The 16,710-nt window shown below is 67.0% G+C and carries 9 protein-coding genes and 1 rRNA gene; 3 read left to right on the top strand and 7 right to left on the bottom strand.

Annotated features, from left to right (window positions below; genetic code table 11):
• From HMPREF0975_RS07430 to gatC, 5 genes are all read right to left on the bottom strand, one after another.
• Positions 1 to 335, bottom strand: a 16S ribosomal RNA gene (locus tag HMPREF0975_RS07430); the annotation flags it as partial.
• A 606-nt stretch (positions 336 to 941) separates the two neighbouring features.
• The gene (locus HMPREF0975_RS07425; RefSeq protein WP_009233526.1) at positions 942 to 2,330 is read right to left on the bottom strand and encodes an NAD(P)-dependent malic enzyme; all 1,389 of its coding nucleotides are present in this window, start codon (positions 2,328 to 2,330) and stop codon (positions 942 to 944) included.
• A gap of 321 nt (positions 2,331 to 2,651) precedes the next feature.
• Positions 2,652 to 4,148 (bottom strand): Asp-tRNA(Asn)/Glu-tRNA(Gln) amidotransferase subunit GatB, encoded by a 1,497-nt coding sequence (gene gatB, locus HMPREF0975_RS07420; protein ID WP_009233525.1) that lies wholly within the window; start codon positions 4,146 to 4,148, stop codon positions 2,652 to 2,654.
• Complete coding sequence (gene gatA, locus HMPREF0975_RS07415) at positions 4,145 to 5,686, bottom strand: Asp-tRNA(Asn)/Glu-tRNA(Gln) amidotransferase subunit GatA (RefSeq protein ID WP_009233524.1); 1,542 nt, start codon at positions 5,684 to 5,686, stop codon at positions 4,145 to 4,147. The genes gatB and gatA overlap by 4 nt, the downstream gene beginning before the upstream one ends.
• Complete coding sequence (gatC, locus tag HMPREF0975_RS07410; RefSeq protein WP_009233523.1) at positions 5,683 to 5,988, bottom strand: Asp-tRNA(Asn)/Glu-tRNA(Gln) amidotransferase subunit GatC; 306 nt, start codon at positions 5,986 to 5,988, stop codon at positions 5,683 to 5,685. The genes gatA and gatC overlap by 4 nt, the downstream gene beginning before the upstream one ends.
• A gap of 386 nt (positions 5,989 to 6,374) precedes the next feature.
• Between gatC and HMPREF0975_RS07405 the strand changes: the two genes are divergently transcribed.
• The gene (locus tag HMPREF0975_RS07405; RefSeq protein WP_049939578.1) at positions 6,375 to 8,201 is read left to right on the top strand and encodes a L,D-transpeptidase; all 1,827 of its coding nucleotides are present in this window, start codon (positions 6,375 to 6,377) and stop codon (positions 8,199 to 8,201) included.
• A 75-nt stretch (positions 8,202 to 8,276) separates the two neighbouring features.
• Here the strand turns inward: HMPREF0975_RS07405 and ligA are convergent, their stop codons facing one another.
• Complete coding sequence (gene ligA / locus HMPREF0975_RS07400; protein WP_009233521.1) at positions 8,277 to 10,739, bottom strand: NAD-dependent DNA ligase LigA; 2,463 nt, start codon at positions 10,737 to 10,739, stop codon at positions 8,277 to 8,279.
• A 62-nt stretch (positions 10,740 to 10,801) separates the two neighbouring features.
• Between ligA and HMPREF0975_RS07395 the strand changes: the two genes are divergently transcribed.
• Both HMPREF0975_RS07395 and HMPREF0975_RS07390 read left to right on the top strand, forming a co-directional pair.
• Entirely contained in the window at positions 10,802 to 14,515 is a 3,714-nt protein-coding gene (locus HMPREF0975_RS07395; protein ID WP_009233520.1) for an FtsK/SpoIIIE domain-containing protein, read from the top strand.
• Between the two features lie 206 nt (positions 14,516 to 14,721).
• The gene (locus HMPREF0975_RS07390) at positions 14,722 to 14,970 is read left to right on the top strand and encodes a WhiB family transcriptional regulator (protein ID WP_003779481.1); all 249 of its coding nucleotides are present in this window, start codon (positions 14,722 to 14,724) and stop codon (positions 14,968 to 14,970) included.
• A 100-nt stretch (positions 14,971 to 15,070) separates the two neighbouring features.
• Here HMPREF0975_RS07390 and HMPREF0975_RS07385 read toward each other — a convergent pair whose 3' ends face one another.
• A complete protein-coding gene (locus HMPREF0975_RS07385; protein ID WP_009233519.1) occupies positions 15,071 to 16,546 on the bottom strand; it encodes a sensor histidine kinase in 1,476 nt (491 codons plus the stop codon).
• Between the last annotated feature and the right edge of the window lie 164 nt (positions 16,547 to 16,710).

The raw sequence follows: 16,710 nt of genomic DNA, 5'->3' as shown, positions 1-16,710 counted from the left end.
AGTGTGGCCGTCCACCCTCTCAGGCCGGCTACCCGTCACCGCCTTGGTAGGCCATCACCCCACCAACAAGCTGATAGGCCGCGAGCCCATCCCCCACCGAAAACACCCAAAGGCGCAATCTTTCCCAAACCCGCCATGCGACAGACCCGGAATACCCCGTATTAGCCCCACTTTCATGAGGTTATCCAGAAGAAGAGGGCAGGTTACTCACGTGTTACTCACCCGTTCGCCACTCATCCACACCCACCAAAAAGGCAAGCGCTTCACCGTTCGACTTGCATGTGTTAAGCACGCCGCCAGCGTTCGTCCTGAGCCAGGATCAAACTCTCCAAACAAAACCAACAAAACCCCAACCAACCCCAAAACAAGAGCCAACCAGAGCAAAGCCAGTACAAAGCCCAGAAAACCAGACCAAAGCCCAACCCAACCCCAAGCAAAACCCAGAGCCAGGCAAACCAAAAACAAACAGCCCCAAGAAACCACACAAACGCGCAGCCCCCCAGAACCAAATGACATAAAAAACATGACACACTATCGAGTTCTCAAACAACACACCCAGCCAGCTCTTATTCGAACCACGAAGGTTCGAACTTGCCCTGGCGAGCAACCCCGCTATCCTAGGATACTCGCTCATTTGATGTCAACCCGAAGCGCATTGCCCTCGATCACATCTCGCGTTGTCCTCGCGGCGGAGTCGCTACCGGAAGGCCTGACCGAAGGCGCAAGCCGTCCTGCAGCGGGCTGTACTTTAGGCAGGTTCACCCCCTGAACGTCAAACCAGATCACCATGATCCAGGACACATCGATTTTTCCCGATAATTCCAGCACTTCCTCTCTCTCCGTCCAGGAAGCACTCACACATGCAGGAGGGCGTCCGGCACCACGACGAAGAGTGGTGCCGGACGCCCTCGGCTGTATAACAGGACGAGAGCTCTTAGCCTCTACTCCTGCTCGGCAAACTTACACACCGCCTTGGCCACGGCGTCGGCGACCCGGGTGTCGAAGGCGCCGGGGATGATGTACACGGGGCTGATCTCGTCGTCGGCGATCACTGAGGCGATGCCGGTTGAGGCGGCCCGCAGCAGCTCGGTCGAGATGTCGGTGATGCCGGTGTCCAGCAGACCGCGGAAGAGACCGGGGAAGGCCAGGACGTTGTTGATCTGGTTGGGGAAATCCGAGCGGCCGGTCGCCACCACGGCGGCGTAATCGGCGGCGCCGATCGGATCGACCTCGGGAACCGGGTTCGCCATCGCGAAGACGACGGCGCCGTCGTTCATGACCTTCAGATCCTCGGGCTTGAGCAGGTTGCCCGAGGAGACACCGATGAAGACGTCGGCGCCCTTGAGGCCCTCCTTGAGGGATCCGGTCACCTGGCGCGGGTTGGTGTTCTCCGCGAGCCACTTGCGGTGCTCGTTCATGCCCTCGGTGTCCGCTGCGGACAGAGCCCCGGTGCGCCCGTAGCCGACGATGTCGGTGGCGCCGTGAGCCATGAGCAGCTTAGCGATGGCGTTGCCTGCCGCACCGACACCGGACAGGACGATGCGCACGTCCTCGATCTTTTTACCCACGATCTTCAGGGCATTGATGAGGGCGGCCAGGGTCACGATGGCAGTGCCGTGCTGGTCGTCATGGAACACGGGAATGTCGAGCTCCTCGCGCAGGCGAGCCTCGATGTCGAAGCACTTGGGTGCAGCGATGTCCTCCAGGTTGATGCCCCCGTAGGCTGGTGCGATGGCCTTGACGATGGAGATGATCTCTTCAGGGTCCTTGGTATCCAGGGCAACCGGCCAGGCGTCGACGTTGCCGAACTGCTTGAACAGGACGGCTTTGCCCTCCATGACGGGCATGGCGGCAGAGGGACCGATGTCCCCCATGCCCAGGACCGCGGTACCGTCGGTGACGACGGCAACGGTGTTCTTCTTGATGGTGAGCATCCGGGCGCGCTCGGGGTGGTCGTAAATGGCTTTGCAGACACGGGCCACCCCAGGGGTGTAGACACGAGCCAGGTCACGACGGTTGTGGATCGGGTACTTGCCGGTCACCTCGATTTTGCCGCCGACGTGAGTCAAGAAGGTGGAGTCGCCGACGTTGCGCACGACGACGCCGTCGATCTCCTCAAGCTTGGTGACGAGCTCATTGCGGTGCTTGGAGTCTCGGGTGTCCGCAGTGAGGTTGACGGTGAGCTTGTCGCCGTCGGCGTCGGCCACGTCGACGCCGGTGACGATGGCGCCAGTCGCAGTGGCGGTGTCGACCAGACGGGCAACCGCCTTCTGTGAGGCGGGCACCTCGAGGTACAGGGCGACGGTGTAACTGGGACTGGGCTGAACCATGGGCACTCCTTGTAGGACAGGCGGGGCTTGAGATGAAGTGCTCTGAGCCTATCCCCCACCGGCCGTCTCCTAGCCAAATGACGGTCCTATGCCGACCGGATAGTGAGACACCAATGCTCACTCGCAGGCATTCCACCTCCTTGTTGGGAGGGGTCTCACATGAAGAGGCATCCAGCCTCCCGTCTCCTCTGGAGCTCCCGACGACGAAGGCCCGGCCCGTTCCCCTGGCGGCAGCCATGGGAAACGGGCCGGGCGATATCAGCATCCCTCGGTGCGAGGGGACCGGTGGTGGCGGACGGTCAGCTCAGTGCGTCGAGCCTCTCAGCCCTGGACGCGCTCCATGACCAGCTCACGCACGCGCTTGGCGTCGGCCTGGCCGCGAGTCGCCTTCATGACGGCACCGACGATGGCACCGGCCGCTTGCACCTTCCCGCCGCGGATCTTGTCGGCAACGTCCGGATTCGCCGCCAGGGCCTCATCCACGGCCTTCAGCAGGGCCGAATCGTCGGAGACGACCTCCAGGCCGCGAGCGGCGGCCACGGCCTCGGGATCACCCTCTCCGGCCAGAACCCCCTCAAGGACCTGGCGAGCCAGCTTGTCGGTGAGACGCCCGGAGTCGACCAGCGTCTGCAGCTCGGCGATCTGCTCGGGCGTGACCGGCAGGTCCTCCAAACCGGTCTCTTGCTCCTTGGCGGTGCGGGAGAGCTCGCCCATCCACCACTTGCGAGCGGCCTGGCCGGTGGTTCCCGCAGCCGCCGTGGCCTCGATGAGCTCGAGGGCCCCGGCGTTGACGACGTCGCGCATCTCGGTGTCGCTCAGGCCCCACTCGGCCTTGAGGCGACGGCGTTTGGCTGCCGGCATCTCCGGCAGGCCCTCGCGGATCCGCTCGACCCACTCGCGGCTGGGCGCCACCGGCACGAGGTCCGGTTCGGGGAAGTAGCGGTAGTCGTCGGCGTCGGACTTGACACGGCCGGCGCGGGTGGTGCCGTCGGCCTGGCCGTGGCGCGTCTCCTGAAGAACCTCTCCCCCGGCGGCCAGGATGGCGGCCTGGCGCTGGATCTCGTAGCGGACGACCTGCTCGATCCCGCGGAAGGTGTTGACGTTCTTGGTCTCGGTGCGAGTGCCCAGCGGCGCGTCGGGCGACTCGCGCAGGGAGACGTTGACATCGGCGCGCACGTTACCGCGCTCCATGCGCGCTTCGGAGACCCCCAGCGCTCGGAAGATGTCGCGCAGCGTGCGCACGTAGGCGGCCGCGACCTGCGGGGCCTTGGCCCCCGCCCCCTCGATGGGGCGAGTGACGATCTCCACCAGCGGCACGCCGGCGCGGTTGTAGTCCACCAGGGAGTAGCTGGCGCCCTCGATGCGGCCGTCGGCGCCTCCGATGTGGGTGTTCTTACCGGCGTCCTCCTCCATATGGGCCCGCTCGATCGGGATGGTGAAGAAGGCTCCGTCCTCCAGCTCGATCTCCAAGGCGCCGTCGTGGGCGATGGGCTCGTCGGACTGGGAGGTCTGGAAGTCCTTGGCCAGGTCCGGGTAGAAGTAGTTCTTCCTGGCGAAGCGGCAGGACTCGGCGATCTGGCAGCCCAGGGCCAGGCCGATGCGGATGGCGTACTCCACCCCTCGGGCGTTGACCACGGGCAGCGCACCGGGGAGTCCCACCGAGGTGGGGGTCACCATCGTGTTGGGCTGGGCGCCGAACACGTTGGGGGCGGCGTCGAACATCTTGGTCGCGGTCCCCAGCTCGACGTGCACCTCCAATCCCAGGACCGGGTCGTAGCGGCGAACGGCCTCGTCAAAGTCCATCAGCGTGTCACTCATCGTGTCTCCTCCAGCTCGGGCGCGCGAGACAGCAGCGGCGCTCCCCATGTCTCCTCCAGCGCGGCCTCCAGCACGGCTCCGGCCCGGTAGAGCCGGTCATCGGCGCGCTGCGGCGCAAGGATCTGGAAGCCCACCGGCAGCCCGTCGTCACTCAGGCCCGAGGGCAGGCTCATACCGGGCACCCCGGCGAGGTTGGCCGGGATCGTAGTGACATCCAGCTTGTACATTGCCAGTGGATCGTCCTTCTCCCCGAAGCGGTAGGCCGTCACCGGGGCGGTGGGCGAGACGAGGATGTCCGCCTTGTCCCAGGCTGCGGCGAAGTCGCGCTGCACGAGGGTGCGCACCTTCTGGGCCGAGCCGTAATAGGCGTCGTAGTAGCCGGCCGACAGCACGTGCGTGCCCAGGATGATGCGGCGCTTGACCTCGTCGCCGAAGCCCGCCCCGCGGGTGGCCGCCATGACGGTCTCGGCGGTGACGGGCCCCGACGTCGGCTCGACCCGCAGGCCGTAGCGCATCCCGTCGTACCGGGCCAGGTTGGAGGAGGCCTCAGCCGGCATGATGAGGTAGTAGGCGTCCAGTGCGTACTCCAGGTGCGGTAGGGAGACGGTCTCCACACGTGCGCCCGCTGCCTCGAGCAGCTTCAGAGCGGCGTGGAAGGAGGCGACGACGCCGTCGTGGTAGCCCTCGCCGCCGTCGAGCTCGGAGATGACGCCGACCCGCAGACCGTTCAGGTCCCGCCCCTCCTGAGCGGCACGCACGACCGCCGCCATGCCTCGTGGCGCGTCCGGCAGCGAGGTCGAGTCCAGCGGGTCGTGGGAGGCGATGACGTCATGCAGGAGAGCGGTGTCCAGCACCGTGCGAGCCATGGGGCCGGGCGTGTCCAGGGAGGAGGCCATGGCGATGACGCCGAAGCGGGAGACCGTGCCGTAGGTGGGCTTGACGCCGACTGTGCCGGTGACCGCCGCGGGCTGGCGGATCGAGCCGCCGGTATCGGTGCCGACGGCCACGGGGGCCTCATAGGCACCGACGGCGGCCGCCGAGCCGCCCGAGGAGCCCCCGGGGATGCGCCCGAGGTCCCAGGGGTTGGCTGTGCGTCCGAAGGCCGAGTGCTCGGTGGAGCCGCCCATGGCGAACTCATCGAGATTGGTCTTACCCAGAATCGGGGTGCGGGCGGCGCGCAGGTTGCGCACGAGGGTGGCGTCGTAGGGCGGCACCCAGCCCTCGAGAATCCGCGAGGCGGCGGTGGTGACCTGACCGCGGGTGACGATGAGGTCCTTGACGGCCACCGGCACACCGGTCAGCTCACTGGTCGCCTGCCCCTCCTTGCGGGCGGCGTCGGCGGCATCGGCCTGGCTCAGGGCGTGCCCGGCATCGACGTGGAGGAAGGCGCCCACGGCGCCGTCGACGGCGGCAATGCGGTCCAGGTGGGCCTGGGTGAGCTCGCGGGAGGAGACCTCCCGGGCCGCCAGGGCTGCCGCCTGATCAGCGGCACTGCTTCTGATGAGACCGGCCAGTCCGGTTGTGTCAGTACTGCTCATGAGGCGGAGTCCTCCCCCAGGATCTGCGGCACGAGGAACATGGAGTCCTCGGAGGCTGGTGCTCCGGACAGAAGCTCATCGACGTCGAGTGTGGGAGCCGCGACGTCCTCACGCAGCACGTTGGTCAGGGGCACGGGGTGGGAGGTGGCCGGGAGGTCGGGCGAAACCACGCTGGTGACCCGGGCGAAGGAGGAGGCGACCGCGTCCAGCTCCCCGGCCAGCCGCGTCACCTCTTCCTCGCTCAGCGCCACCCGAGCCAGCGCCGCAACCCGTGCGACCTCATCAGTGGAGATAGCAGACATGGTGTGGAGTCTAGCCGGGACCGGCCGAACTGCCGTCGCATCATGGCGACACGGGACCCACAGCGGGGATCGGTACCCATGGACGATCCGGGACCGGAGGGTGAAGATAGTCTTCGAACCCCGGAATTACAGCGGAAGCGAAACCGAGGCCGGATTCGTGCGATCTCACAGCACGTCATCCTCGAGGATGATTGACATCCCCTCGTTTCACCGATGTCATGGTGGGCACCGGGTTGCTGACGACCGCCGGGAACAGTGTTCCCGCGACGGACCGACAGCGGCCCAGTAGACCAGGCCTCCAGGACGCTGGACCTTCCGGAGGTCGGACAACTGGATTCGACGGCGCTCCGCACGGTGCGGGGCATTCGGTCGAGGGACGAGGACGCATGAGCAGCAACACTTCCCCTACTGGTGCTCAGCACCAGGGAGAAGCCTCATCGAGCAAGACCCCTGTGCTCAGCACACCCTACGGAGAACCCGCAGGTGTGCATCGTCAGTCTGTCTTCCAGGCGGCTGCGAACGATACGACACCGCACGTACGCGCTACCAGCACTATCGCAGACGATATGAATAAGAACCTGGGCGGCACCGAGGAGATCGAGGCGGTCGACGCACCGGGAGCCGACAACGGGCTGCACGACCAGTCGAGCGGCTTAGGCACCGAGGCGGCAAGCAGCGCCGGCTTCACTGATGGCGCCGATGATGCCGCTGCGGCCGCCCCGGTTTCCCCGGTCGTCTCCGCTTTCGCGGCGCCCGCGCGCCCGAGTGAGGACTCCTACCTGAACGAGCCCCGGCGTCGTCGGCGTTGGCCGATCGGCGTCGCGGCCGCAGCGCTTCTTCTCCTGGGCGTCGTCGGTGCGGGGGGCTACGCCTATGCCGCGCACTACGACGGCCGGGCCGTACCGGGGACAACGGTGGCCGGCACCGACGTCTCCGGCCAGAACCGCGAAGAGGTGGTCGCCACCATCGAGAACCGCGCGAAGAATGCCAAAGTCGATATCTCAGGGGATGTCACTGCCAGCGCCTCCCTGGAAGATCTGGGAACAACCGTGGACGCCAAGGCCACAGCCAATGCTGTGATGGCGCGCGGCGACACGCTCGGGGAGAAGTTCCGTGCCCTGGTCTCCAAGGGGGAGATCCCGGTAGTCACCACTACCAACAAGGCCTCGGTTGACAGCTATGCCATTTCCCTGATCCCGGAGGACCGCGCCAAGGCGCGTAACGCCACCGTCGTCCTCGGCGATGACGGCGTCACCTTCTCCACTACAGGCGCTTCCAAGGGCGCGGCCCTGGACGCGGACGCCCTGACGCAGGCCGCACAGAAGGCCGCCACGTCGCTGGGCTCGTCATCGGTCTCCCTGACAATGACGAACGCCGACCCGAAGGTCTCCGACTCCGACGCCCAGAAGGTCGCTAACGAGGCCAATAGCTGGGTCTCCCAGGACGTGACCATCACCCTGGACGACGATTCCTACACGGCGGAGGACACGGACAAGGCCTCATGGATCACAGTGACCAACTCCGCCGACTCCGCCCCTACCATCGCGGTGGACTCCACGAAGGTCTCCCAGTGGGTCAAGGCTCAGGCCGAGGAGGCCAAGGTCGACCCGGTCACCGGTCAGCGCAATGTCAACGCCAGCGGGCAGGTGGTTTCCACCCCCACGGAGGCCAAGGACGGCAAGACCGTCAGTAACGCTGATGCGGTCACCACGTCGATCGTTCAGTCCCTCGGCAGCGACAAGGCCTACACCGGTTCTTTCGAGACGACGACGGTCAAGGCGGAGTGGAAGGATCGCACCATCGCCGACGGTGCGGAGAACCTGCCATACCAGGCTGCTCCGGGTGAGAAGTGGGTCGACCTCAACCTGTCGAGCAAGACGGTGACTGCCTACGAGGGCGCAACCGTTGTGCACGGCCCGGTCTCCATCGTGGACGGTGCCGCCGAGACCCCGACGGTGACCGGTACTTACAAGGTCTACCTGCAGTACGCGTCCCAGACCATGCGTGGCGAGAACGCCGACGGATCGCCCTATGTCGCCGAGGACGTCCCATGGGTGAGCTACTTCCACAGCGGCTACGCCTTCCACGGCGCGGGATGGCGTTCGAGCTTCGGGTACTCCGGCTCCCACGGCTGCGTCAACATGCCGGTTTCCGAGGCGCAGTGGATCTACAACTGGGTGGACACGAACACCGTGGTCCAGAGCCACTACTGAGCCAATCGGTCGATCCGCTGCCGGGGCGGGGCGCCTCCCTGAAGGAGGCGCCCCGCCCCGGCTCGGTGAAGAGCCTCAGGAGACCGCCTGCGGCCCACCCTCCAGGAGCGAGACAAAACCGTCCTCGTCGAGGATCGGCAGTCCCAGCTCACGGGCCTTGACCTCCTTGGAGCCCGCCTTGTCTCCGACGACGACGAAACTCGTCTTCTTCGAGACGCTGCCCGATGCCCTACCGCCCCTTGAGACGATGGCTTCCTTGGCACTGTCCCGGGTGAATCCCTCCAGGGAGCCGGTGACGACGATGGTCAGCCCGTCCAGGGTTCTTCTCGGTACCTCCGTCCCCGGCTGATCCGAGGTCTCCTCGCGGGTGCGGACACCGGCGGCCTCCCAGCGGCTAAGAATCTCGCGGTGCCAGTCGACGTCGCGCCACTGAGCCCAAGAATCGGCGATGGTGGGACCCACGCCGTCGACCTCGGCAAGCTCGGTGATCTCGGCATGGCACAGAGCGTCCAGCGACCGGAAACGCGTGGCCAGGGCCCGGGCCGCCGTCGGGCCGACGTGCCGCACGGACAGGGCCACCAGAATGCGCCACAGAGGTCGATTGCGGGCCTCACGGAGCTGGGAAAGCATGGCGGTCGCGTTCTTGCCCGGCGCCGTCGCCTTCTTGACCCGGCCATCGGCGTCGTATGTCTGCTTGGTCCAGAAGAACCGGCTCAAGCGCCAATCACCGGTGGGGACCCCGCGGCGGGAGATGGGACGCCACACGAAGACCTCGCGCAGGTCGTCCTCGGTCAGGTCGAACAAGGAGGCTTCCCCGGAGAGAACCGGGGTCTGCCCGTCGATCCCCGCCTTCTTCAGCATTTCCTCGACGGCCTCCACCCGCTGGGAGGCGTGCAGGGAGTCGAGTTCACCCGCCGACAGGCTGAGCCGTCCGCGTTCCGTCTCCAGGCTCTGCCCCGCAGCGAGCGCGGCCAGTGCCTCCCGGCGTTCGGCGTCGGGCCGGGTGAGGGCTCCGGCGGCTTCGTCACCCAGTCCTTCGACATCCAGTGCACCCCGGGAGCCGATATGGGCGATCCGCTCGGTCAGCTGGGCGGGACAGGAACGGGTGTTGGGACAGCGCAGATCGACGTCGCCGTCCTTGGCCGGGGCCAGCTCGGTGTCGCAGGAGGGACAGTGCGTCGGCATGACGAAGACCCGCTCGGTGCCGTCGCGCAGATCGGCGACTGGCCCCAGAATCTCGGGGATGACGTCGCCGGCCTTGCGCACGATGACCATGTCCCCGATGCGCACGCCCTTGCGGGCCACCTCGGTGGCGTTGTGGAGCGTGGCCCGGGCCACCGTCGAGCCGGCAACGAGGACCGGTTCCATCATGCCAAAGGGGGTAACGCGTCCGGTGCGGCCCACCTGGACGGCGATGTCCAGCAGACGGGTGCGGACCTCCTCAGGCGGGTACTTGTATGCCGTGGCCCAACGAGGCACCCGGGAGGTGTGGCCCAGGCGGCGCTGGAGGGAGTGGTCATCGAGCTTGAAGACGATGCCGTCGATCTCGTGGATGAGGTCATGGCGATGAGTGGCGTAGCGCTCGATGTAGGCCTCGCGCTCCGAGCGTCCGCTGACCACGGTGTTGTAGGGGGAGACCGGCAGTCCCCAGCCGGCCAGGAGCTCGTACCACTCGTGCTGTCGGGTGGGGAGTTTCTCCCCCGGAGCCGGAATGATCGCACCGACACCGTGGGCGATCATTGCCAGCGGCCGCGAGGCGGTGATGGCCGGGTTCTTCTGGCGCAGTGAGCCCGCGGCAGCGTTGCGGGGGTTGGCGAAGACCTGCAGAAGCGGGGCGCCGTCGGCCTGTCGCTGCACGTTGCGGATGCGGCGCTCCTCGTTGAAGGCCTCGAACTCCTGGGTGGGGAAGTAGACCTCGCCGCGCACCTCGAGCAGGGAGGGGTGGGCGTCGCCGCTCAGGATCAAGGGGACGGAGGCAATGGTGCGCACGTTGCCGGTGACGTCCTCGCCGGTGGTTCCATCGCCGCGGGTCGCGGCCCGGGTGAGAATCCCATCCTCGTAGGTCAGGGCCACGGCCAAGCCATCGATCTTGACCTCGGCGGTCATGGCGAGCTCGTCGTCGGCGACTCCGGTCTCGACGCCCATGCGCTCGGCCCACTCCTGGACCTCGACAAGGGAGAAGACGTCCTGGAGGGAGTACATGCGCTCGTGGTGGGGGGCGGGGGCGAAGTCGGTGACGGCGCGACCGCCCACGCTACGGGTCGGTGATCCGGCTCCGGCCAGAGCGGGGTGGGCGGCCTCCAATCCCTCCAGCTCGCGGTAGAGAACATCGTAGGCGGCGTCGGACAGAGGGCTCTCGGCGTCGACCGCGTTGTAGTAGGCGTCTCGGGCGGCCTCGATGTCACGCACCAATTCGCCCCAGCGTTCCCGAGCGGACGCGGGAACAGCACTCAGGACCGCTGAATCCTGCCGGCCGGAGCCTGCCGGAGAGGGGGCCGACGGGCGAGCGGAACCGGGGGAGGTATCGGTGTCAGTCATGGGGCCATCTTTCCTCAACCGGGATCAAAACGGTTTCAGGCGTCCCAGGTAGAAGTCCCCAGATGCAGCCAAACCGTGAAACTGCGGCATTCCGGGTTTCCACAGCACTCACAGACTGCCGCGAGGAGCGAGGTTGTCCACACCCGGCGTTGTTAGCCGGTGACGGCATCGACTCGACCAGTGATTCTGGACGAGTGAGTACCGCCGTAGATGTCTCAAGCCTCCATCGCCCCCGCTCGGAGCACGACCCGTCTCCCTCCTGCCCGCGGTCGGCCGGAGCAGCGGCGGCGGGGGCGGCTCTCGACGCCTTGTCCGGCCCATGGCACCTCGCGGTCCTGGACGGACCCGACCTCGGCCTGGTGGTGGCCATTGGGAACGGCACCGTCCTGGGCAGAGGCGAGGTGCTGAGCGATCCACTGGTCTCGCGCCGCCACCTGCGCCTACGGCTCCACGGCGGCCGCGTCCTGGCCCAGGACTGCGGCTCGGCCAACGGCACCTACCGTTACTGGCGCCTGGGCCTGTGGCTGCGTCTGCGCAGGGAGGTCGGGCTGAGCGAAGGGGCGCTGCTGCGTCTTGGAGACAGCGTGCTCGAGCTGCGCGGACGCCCTACCGACCTCGTGGTCCCGGCGCCTGAGTCGGCCTCGTCGATGGCCTGGTCGATGGTGGGCTCACTGATCTGCGTCCTGGTCATGGCCGGCTCCGCGGCGATAGCGATCACCACTGGAAGCCGTGGCGCCATGGGCATGGTCATGGTGGCACCGATGCTCGCCATGACGATCATGCGTCTGGTTCCATTCCTGCAACGACGTCGAGGAGGCCGTACCAACCGCACCGACGGACCTCGATGGCGCGGTCGCCGACGTCGCAGACGATGCCGGCCGGGCTGGAGCCGTGGCCGTCCGGATCCCGCCATGATGCTGCTGGCCCTGGCCGCGCGCTATAGCGTATTCGAGTCCGCAGGCGGCTCCGGGGATGATGCGGAGTCCGACGGCTCAGCAACGGCATCGACCTCCGGCGAGATCCTGGCCGCCTGGACCTCTGAGCCCCGACGACGGTACATCCTCTCACTCGCCGACTCGGAAAGCCTGGCTCTGGTCGGCAAGGACGCTGAGAGCACTCTGAGATGGTGGTGCGCTCAGCTCCTGGCCCGCGATGAGGTCCGGGTGACCGAGCTAGACGATCTGCTGGACAGCCGATTCGATGGCCGCGCCGGTGAGCGCAACAGGAACTCGTGCGGAGTCAGTCTCACCTGGGGGCCGCGGACTCGTCCTCATTGCGCTCAGATCCTGATCTGCCCGGGCGATCGGGTTCCACCGCAGGCACTGAACGTGTGCCCGGCTCCGGCCGGGGCGCCGTCGAGCTCACCGGTCTGGTGGGACGCGGTCCGTCATCTGTGTCGGTCCAGGATCACCTCGAGGGCCGACCCGTCGTTACAACTCGACGGCGTTCCCGATCTTGTCCGTCTCAGCGAGGTCATCGACGACCTCGACGACCACGAGCTGCGGGCGCGGTGGCAGGAACAGATGCGCTCGCCAGCCCGTGGAGCATCGTCGCTGTCCGCAATACTCGGAGTGGGACCGCAGGGGCGGGTCGGTGTCGACTTGGTGGCGGACGGCCCTCACGCCCTTCTGGCCGGGACCACGGGATCGGGAAAGTCTGAGCTGCTCATCTCCTGGCTGGTGCAGCTGGCTCTGAGGTGCCCGCCGGACCGCCTAACCATGGTCCTCGTCGATTACAAAGGAGGAGCCGCCTTCGGGCCTCTTGTCGGTCTACCGCACACGGCCGGGGTTCTCACCGACCTGGATCCGGCCGGTACTCAGCGGGCGCTGTCCTCATTGGAGACGGAGGTGCATCGGCGTGAGAAGATCCTAGCCGCGCACGGCGCCAAGGACGTCTCCTCGCTACCGCCGCGGGTCGTCATCCCCCACCTGGTGGTAGCGGTTGACGAGTTCGCCACATTGGCCGGCGACCACGCAGAGGTCCTGGAGGCTCTGGTGCGCATCGCCGCCCAGGGACGCAGCTTGGGGATCCACCTCATTTTGGCCACCCAGCGGCCCCAGGGCGCCGTCTCCCCCGCGATCCGTGCCAACACCTCCTTGCGGGTATGCCTGCGGGTACTCGACGCCGCAGACTCCAGAGACGTCTTGGGGCACGACGGCGCCGTCCGACTCGGCCGCCATCCCGGTCGGGTCATGGTCAGCGGAGTCAGCGCAGCTGGTGGGGCCGATCATGGCTCTCGCGACGACGAGGACCCGTTTCGCACGCAGACGCTCCAGGCCCCCTGGTGCGGGTCCGCTTGTGACGTCCAGGAGCTCGTGGATCTCATCTCTCGCGCCTCCGAGGGGCTAGCCTCGCCGTGGCGTCCGTGGGCGCCCGCCCTGCCCGCCGTCGTCGACGAGGCAGAGGCGCTCGAGCTGGGACGGCATCGGTGCCCGCAGGGGGCCCTCGCGGAAGGCGGGGAACCTGGCCAGCTAAGAGAGTCCGGGGACGACAGTCACGACGAACAGATGCAGTCCGGCCAGGACGGGATGGCTGACGAGGTTCTTCTCGCCCTGACTGATCTCCCCCATCAGCAGCGGCTGGGACTGTGGTACTGGCGGCTCACGCGTCCCCTGCTGGTACTCGGGGCACCGGGGTCGGGGCGTTCCACACTCGTGGTGTCAGCCGCAACGGCGGCACTGCTCTCAGGGCGAGGGGTGCACTTGTGCGGACTCACTCCCCCGGCGGGTGACAGCACCGGCGCGGCCGCGGGCCCCGCCTCGAGAGTGAAGAGCCTTCTGGCGCATCCCAGGGTGGGCACCGTTGTCGGCACAGAGGATCCGCGACGCCTGGCCCGATTGTGGGGGCTGGCGGCCGGCGGGAACCTGGGAGGGGACCTGCTGTGCCTCGACAACGTCGACGCCCTCATCCCGGCCATCGATGAGGTCCTGGGCCCCGGGCAGGGCAATGCCCTGCTAGAGGCGGTTATCCGTACCGCATCGGCGACGAACATGCCCCTGCTGCTGACAGCCCCACTGGTCGCTTCCACCTGCCGGTGGGCCGGGTCCGTGGGACTGAGACTGGTCCTGGGCGCCGCCACCGGTACCCAGGCTGCACTCGCCGGTCTTCCACGCGGAGTGGTCACAGGCGGTGTCCCGGGGCGGGGCGTCATCCTCGATGGGACGGCCACGACCAGCTGTCAGATCGTGCTCCGCGAAGGGCCCATGGCAATCGGCCCCGACCGGGATCGCGGCTCCACTCTCCGGCTCAGACCCTTGCCCACACGGATAACCTGGGAGAATGTCCCGGAGGGCACCTGGGCAGTGGGAGGAGATGCGGCCGCCCCCGTTGCACTACCGTCAGGCACCAGCGTCCTGGTCACGGGGCCGCCCGGTTCGGGGCGCTCCACGGCGTTGCGAGCGCTGGCTCAGGCGCTCGACTCGGGAGGTCTCGTCGTCGACGACCTGGACCTGGCCGATCAGACCACTGCCAGTCAGGTCGAGGCCGCGTTGGCGCGATCGGAGGTGGTTCTGGCCTCGGCATCGACGGAGAAGGTCGCCGCCACCTTCCGCGGCGCGATTTCAACCCTGCGCGAGCGCGAAGCGCTCGTCGTGCTGTGGCCCGGCTTGCGGCATGCAGACCAGGCCGCTGGAATATCTCTGAAAGCGGTCACCGATCCAAGAGCGGTGACGCTTCCGGGACGCGGAGCGCTCGTCTACCGGGGAACCTGTCTGGCGATTCAGATCGTGCTGCCACGGCCCGAGGCCGGCGACATCCCTCTTGAACATCCTGTTTAACAGGAATTCTCAATGGTGGAAAGTAGCGTTATCTCAACACTACAGTGCCCTGTGAGCATCACGACAGGGTATCAGCGCAGGTCTCACGACAGAAGTCTTGCCCGACGCCCCCCGTCATGTGAAAGTTGCTCTCAGAAGTGGCCGCCGTCCCCTTACGAGCCGGACTGGCGATAGCCGCATGACCGATGACCTTGAAGGGGGCCCTCATGGACTGGCGCAGCCAAGCCGCATGTCTCACCGTCGACCCGGAGCTCTTCTTCCCCGTGGGAAACACCGGTCCCGCCATCGCTCAGATCGCCAAGGCAAAAGAGGTGTGCGGCCGCTGCGAAGTTGTGGATACCTGCCTGAAGTGGGCACTGGAGAACGGCCAGGACGCCGGCGTCTGGGGAGGCATGAGCGAGGACGAGCGACGCTCCCTCAAGCGTCGTGCAGCTCGCGCTCGCAGGTCGTCCTGAAAGTCGATTGTTTTCTTCACGCCACGGCGTTCGCACGAATTTAATTGTGCGAACGCCGTTTTGCTGATTCCGACATTTCCGAAAAGTTGGTGGCGATACATCAGAGCTCGTTCCGGGCGGCCCTCTGGTTAAGACGAGCGTGAATGACGACGTCGGTTCCCCCTGTGTCGAGAGACTGCCAGTCAATACTTCCTCGCAGCTCCCCGCGCACCAGGGTGGCGACGATCCGTGTCCCCAGACCAGTCATGAGCGTATCCGGGGCCACGCCGGAACCGTTGTCTATGACATGAACCTCGAGCCGGTCCTCCTCACGGCGGACCTTGACCGTGACTCGGCCGTCACGCCCGTCGAGTCCGTGCTCGACGGCGTTGGTGACCAGCTCGGCCAGCACGGTGGCCAGTGCCTGGGCAGTGTCAGCGTCGACAACGCCGAACGAGCCCTCCAACGAGGTGCTGACCTGGCCGGTCGGCGAGGCCACGACTGCGGCCATGCGGAGGATGGATGAGAAGACGTCGTCGAAATCCACCCGCTCATTGACGTTGTGGCTCAGGGCGTCGTGGACGGTGGCGATCGTCGTTACCCGTCGTTCGGCCTCGGACAGGGCCTGGCGGGTCTCCTCGTTCGAGGCGCGGCGCGCCTGCATGCGCAGCAGCGCCGAGACGGTCTGAAGGTTGTTCTTGACCCGGTGGTGAACCTCGCGGATAGTGGCGTCTTTGTTGAGCAGGACCTGCTCGCGTCGGCGTACCTCGGTGACGTCACGGACCAGAAGTGCCGCCCCTGAGCGATGCCCGTCCAGAGACAGGGGGATGGATCGCACCGAGAGGAACACTCCTCCGACCTCCACCTCGGTGAGCCAGGCCTGCCGCCCCATGAGGACCACCGCCAGGGTCTCATCGACGGGGGTGCGGGCCGGAATGATCGAGGTGACGGCCTCGGCCAGCTGGATGCCCTCCAGCTCACCCTCGATGCCAAGACGGTGGAAGCAGGAGCGCCCATTGGGGCTGACGTAGACGATCCGCCCATCCTCATCCAGGCGCAGGACGCCGTCGGCCACGCGCGGGGTGCCATGGCGGATCGTGGTGCCCGCCCCCTGGATGGGGAAGTCGCCCGCCGCAGTCATCCGGCACAGGACTTCGGCGATTTCCTCCATCTCCCGCTCGACGATGCGCCCGCCGCGGATGACCCCCACCGAGGTCTCGCGGGTGACGACGGCGATCGGCGTGCCCGCATGGACGACCGGGATGTACTCCTCCTGCACTGCGGCAGTCCCGGTCCAGTAGGGTTCGGCGGCGTCCTGGATCTGGGCGGTGGACAGCGACTCCATGGCCATCGCCTCGCGCGAGGCCGGCATACGCCGGCCGATGACGTCCTCAAGATGAACGGTGGTACCGCCCGAGGGCCGGGTGTGCCCGGCTGCGATGAAACGTCCCGCGCGGGTGCGCACCCACAGGACCAGGTCAGATGTGGACAGGTCCGCGATCAGCTGCCAATCGGCCACCAACTGGTGAATCCAGTCGAGATCGGCCTCGGCGAGGTCGACTGCGTCTCTGAGGGCGCTGGGCAGAATATTAGGCACCTCTCAAGGTTATCGGCAGTGAGCGAAACCGGCTCGTTGAGGCGGCTATTTGCCAAGCATGACACACGGTCGGGGCGGAGCTCACCTCACCGCCGCCGCGTCGCGGGGCCTTCGGCCGGAGATGATGCGATGTGCTCCGACCCGGCAGGGCGTGGCAGGATCGC

Origin of the sequence: Actinomyces sp. oral taxon 849 str. F0330 (assembly GCF_000239715.1) — a bacterium.
GTDB classification, from domain to species: domain Bacteria; phylum Actinomycetota; class Actinomycetes; order Actinomycetales; family Actinomycetaceae; genus Actinomyces; species Actinomyces johnsonii.
This window is presented reverse-complemented; position numbering and strand designations above follow the sequence as displayed.

Bases quoted from the DNA above. Each gene is read 5' to 3' on its own strand.
- HMPREF0975_RS07425 (WP_009233526.1), bottom strand. From the start codon at position 2,330: ATGGTTCAGCCCAGTCCCAGTTACACCGTCGCCCTGTACCTCGAGGTG.
- gatB (WP_009233525.1), bottom strand. From the start codon at position 4,148: ATGAGTGACACGCTGATGGACTTTGACGAGGCCGTTCGCCGCTACGAC.
- gatA (WP_009233524.1), bottom strand. From the start codon at position 5,686: ATGAGCAGTACTGACACAACCGGACTGGCCGGTCTCATCAGAAGCAGT.
- gatC (WP_009233523.1), bottom strand. From the start codon at position 5,988: ATGTCTGCTATCTCCACTGATGAGGTCGCACGGGTTGCGGCGCTGGCT.
- HMPREF0975_RS07405 (WP_049939578.1), top strand. From the start codon at position 6,375: ATGAGCAGCAACACTTCCCCTACTGGTGCTCAGCACCAGGGAGAAGCC.
- ligA (WP_009233521.1), bottom strand. From the start codon at position 10,739: ATGACTGACACCGATACCTCCCCCGGTTCCGCTCGCCCGTCGGCCCCC.
- HMPREF0975_RS07395 (WP_009233520.1), top strand. From the start codon at position 10,802: ATGCAGCCAAACCGTGAAACTGCGGCATTCCGGGTTTCCACAGCACTC.
- HMPREF0975_RS07390 (WP_003779481.1), top strand. From the start codon at position 14,722: ATGGACTGGCGCAGCCAAGCCGCATGTCTCACCGTCGACCCGGAGCTC.